Raw genomic sequence first — 3,934 nt, forward strand, 5'->3', positions numbered from 1 at the left:
GTGATCGCGAAACCGCGGCACGGGCTTCGGCTGGATCGAAGCGCCGTTGCGAGACAGATGCAACCAGACAAGGAGAACAGCGTGAGCGTTCAGGAGATTGCCGAGAAGATCAAGTCGCGCGTGGCCAGCAGCGGGTTCGATCGTTCCGTGAAATTCGACACCGGCAGCGACGGCGTCATCGTCATCGACGGCGCAACCGTCTCGAACACCGATGCACCCACCGACTGCACCATCAAGCTCTCGCTCGACGATCTCGATTCGCTGATCGCTGGCGACCTGAACCCGACAATGGCGTTCATGACCGGCAAGATAAAGGTCGAAGGCGACATGACCGTTGCCATGGCGCTCAGCCAGCTGATCGGCTGAAGGCATGCAGGCGCCCAAGGTGGCGCCCACCAATCGCGAAAAAACGCCGCCTTTTCGGGCGGCGTTTTTGCATGAAATGCTGGCGGCTTCGTATCTCAGGCCGCCGATATCAATTCCTGCGCCTTCAGCTTGCGGCCGGCCGCCCTCAGCGTGCCGTGCACGCCGTCAAGCGCGCCTTCCACCAGTTCCAGCGCCAGCAGGCGGTGCCGCTCATAGGGTCCCGGCATGGCAAGCGAACCGGTCTTCTCGGCCGAGAAGCCGAAGCGCGCGTAATAGGGCGCATCGCCGACCAGAAGGATCGCGGCATGGCCAAGACGTGCCGCCTCGGCGATGGCATGGCGCATCAGGGCCGAGCCGATGCCGGCGTTCTTGAGCGACGGATCGACGGCAAGCGGGCCAAGCAGCAGCGCAGCCGCACCGCCCTCGCCCAGCCTGACGTCCCACAGCCGCACGGTGCCGGCGACGCCGCCCGAGCCATCGCGGGCGACGAAGACCAGGCCTTCCGAGGGCCGCCGGCCACGCCGCAGCTTCTCCGACGACTTTTTCCTGCGCTTCGGCCCCATCGCCCGATCGAGCAACGCCTCGCGCGCCGCAACATCGGCGGCGGTTTCGGCAACCATCACAAAGGCCGGTGCGTGGCCCCCAATTTCAACTGGCATTTCCATTTCCGTAATCCCTGGCGAGCGGAGATCTGTTCCACAGGCGAGCCCGGGTGGACGAAAGTCGCCCACCTGGGATGATCTGATCGGCTCTCTCAGCGCATTTTCAGGCGAAGTTGTGTCCGGTTCGCCGTTCGAAAATGCGCTGAGCAAGCGCCGTCAGATCACGTAGGATCGGAGAGGCTCGAAGCCGTTGAAGGCGACCGCCGAGTAGGTGGTCGTGTAGGCGCCGGTGCCTTCGATCAGCACCTCGTCGCCGATGGTCAGCGACAAAGGCAGCAGATAGGGCGTCTTCTCGTACATCACGTCGGCCGAATCGCAGGTCGGGCCGGCGAGCACGCAAGGTGCGGTCTCCGTGCCGTCATGCGCGGTGACGATCGGGTAGCGGATCGCCTCGTCCATCGTCTCGGCCAGGCCGCCGAACTTGCCGATGTCGAGGAACACCCAGCGCACATTGTCGTTGGCGGCCTTCTTCGAGATCAGCACGACTTCCGACTTGATGACGCCGGCATTGCCGACCATGCCACGGCCCGGCTCGATGATGGTCTCCGGAATGGCATTGCCGAAATGCTTGCGCAGCGCCGAGAAGATCGCCTGGCCATAGGCCTGGGCGGCCGGCACGTCACGCAGATAGCGCGTCGGGAAACCACCGCCCATATTGACCATCTTCAAGACGATGCCTTCCTCGGCGAGCGTCGCGAACACCACCTTGGCGTCGGCCAGCGCGCGGTCCCAGGCGGTCAGGTCGGTCTGCTGCGAGCCGACATGGAACGACACGCCATAGGCGTCGAGGCCGAGCCCCTTGGCATGGCGCAGCACGTCGACGGCCATCGCCGGCACGCAGCCGAACTTGCGCGACAGCGGCCACTCGGCGCCCTCGCCATCGGTCAGCACGCGGCAGAACACGCGCGCACCGGGCGCGACGCGGGCGATCTTCTCGACCTCTTCGACGCAATCGACGGCGAACAGGCGGATGCCGAGCTGGTAGGCGCGTGCGATGTCACGCTCCTTCTTGATGGTGTTGCCGAAGGAGATGCGGTCCGCCGGTGCACCAGCGTCCATCGCCATCTCGACTTCGGCAACGGAAGCGGTGTCGAAGGACGAGCCCATCGCAGCAAGCAGGCGCAGGATTTCCGGCGCCGGGTTTGCTTTCACCGCATAGTAGATCCTGGAATCGGGCAGCGCCTTCTCGAAGGCGCGGAAATTGTCGCGCACGACATCGAGGTCGACGACGAGGCAGGGGCCGGTCGGACGTCGGGTGGCGAGGAAGTCAAGGATGCGCTGGGTGGCCATCGGGGTCTCTCCATCAGCGCCTTTCGGCGCGCAATAAGGCTGCGGGACGCGGGCTGTCGGCCTCGCGAACTCGCGGTGGACAAAGGCGGGACGGAAATCCATGGAACCAGCCGGTGGAGACCCCGGAACCATGAAGCGCCGTCTCGCGGCGGTGAACCTTGGCCTTGCCCGGCCTCGGTTCGCTTTGTCTGCCTTGGCTTGGATGGGAGACCCGTCCGCACTGCCGGCAATGAAGGTGTGCCTCTTCAGTAACCCCGGTTTTTGGACAACCGGCAGAACACCAGAAAGGCCCGCACCGTCGTTGCTTCAAGGTGTCCTCGGGCTGGCGGTTGGCCGCTAGACCGACTGGAGGGGTTGGCTCCAGTTACCTTACCGATTTCCCTCACCATTCGAGGATCGGCGGACACCCACAGGCACGTGCGACTTTGGGCAAGCGCGATATAAGGGCGAAGACTTTCACAATCAATAAAAATCGTATCGCAGGTTGTAAAATTTCTGGCGTCGAACAATGTTGCGGCAACCGTATCCGGATATCGAACGATGACAGGCACGCACGGCCCTCTCAACGCCTTTCTCGATCTTCGCCAGATGCCCGTGGCACATGCCCAGCTCGGCCCGTTGGCCGGCCTGCGGCTGGCCGTCAAGGACATATACGACGTCGCCGGCTACCGCACCGGTTGCGGCAATTTGCAAAAATTCGCCGAAAGCCACGCAGCCTCGCGCACCGCACCCGCCGTGCAGATGATCCTCGATGCCGGCGCACGCTTCGTCGGCAAGACGCAGACCGACGAGCTCGCCTTCGCGCTGTTCGGTCAGAATGCGCATTTCTCGTTTCCGGTGAACCCGGCGGCACCCGACCGCGTCACCGGCGGCTCCTCATCGGGGTCGGCGGCGGCGGTGGCGGGCAGGCTGGCCGATATCGCCACTGGTTCCGACACCGGCGGCTCGATCCGCGCGCCGGCGAGCTTTTGCGGACTGATCGGGCTGCGCACCACGCATGGCCGCATTTCGCTCGACGGCACGATGAAGCTGGCGCCGAGCCTTGACACGTTCGGCTGGTTCGCCGACGACATCGAGACCTACGAGACCGTCGGCAAGCTGCTGCTCGGCCGCGATCCGCACCAGCACGTGTTGGACCGGCCGCTGGCGCTGGATTGGCTGGACGGGCTGGTCGCCCGCCCGGCGCTGGCCGAATATGCCGGAATGAAGGGGCTGGCGGGCGCGGTTTTCGGCGCGCCGGCGACGCCGGCAATCCGCTTCTCCTCATCTCCCGATGAACTTTACTGGTGCTTTCGCCGGCTGCAGGCCAGGGAGGCCTGGGCGGTGCATGGCGAATGGATCACCAGCGGCGAGCGCGGCCTCGGCACCGGCGTCGAGGAGCGTTTCGGCTTCGGCCGCGCCGTCGACGACAAGACGGCGCAGGCCGAGAAGGTGCGGCGTCTGACCTTTCGCGGCGAACTGAGCGCCCTGCTCGGCAAGGACGGCTTCCTTGTCCTGCCGACGGTGCCTGGTCCGGCGCCTTACGTGGACAGCACGCCGGAGCAGTTCCAGGCCTATCGCGAACGGGCGCTCCAGCTTCTGTGCCTGGCCGGCCTGTCCGGTTTTCCACAGATCAC

At 65.2% G+C, this 3,934-nt stretch carries 4 protein-coding genes; 2 read left to right on the top strand and 2 right to left on the bottom strand.

Going from position 1 to position 3,934, the window contains the following annotated elements:
• Positions 1-57 precede the first annotated feature (57 nt).
• A complete protein-coding gene (locus ENZ74_RS24520; protein ID WP_128337429.1) occupies positions 58-366 on the top strand; it encodes an SCP2 sterol-binding domain-containing protein in 309 nt (102 codons plus the stop codon).
• Positions 367-461: 95 nt separating this feature from the next.
• Here the strand turns inward: ENZ74_RS24520 and ENZ74_RS24525 are convergent, their stop codons facing one another.
• Entirely contained in the window at positions 462-1,031 is a 570-nt protein-coding gene (locus ENZ74_RS24525; protein WP_063168935.1) for an N-acetyltransferase, read from the bottom strand.
• 153 nt (positions 1,032-1,184) lie between these two features.
• The gene (odc2, locus tag ENZ74_RS24530; RefSeq protein WP_024502712.1) at positions 1,185-2,318 is read right to left on the bottom strand and encodes an ornithine/lysine decarboxylase; all 1,134 of its coding nucleotides are present in this window, start codon (positions 2,316-2,318) and stop codon (positions 1,185-1,187) included.
• A 540-nt stretch (positions 2,319-2,858) separates the two neighbouring features.
• Here odc2 and ENZ74_RS24535 point away from each other — a divergent pair.
• On the top strand, positions 2,859-3,934 hold a 1,076-nt coding region (locus tag ENZ74_RS24535), incomplete at its 3' end, for an amidase (protein WP_127313044.1).

It is taken from the genome of Mesorhizobium sp. M7A.F.Ca.CA.002.15.2.1 (assembly GCF_003998715.1).
GTDB lineage: Bacteria > Pseudomonadota > Alphaproteobacteria > Rhizobiales > Rhizobiaceae > Mesorhizobium > Mesorhizobium ciceri.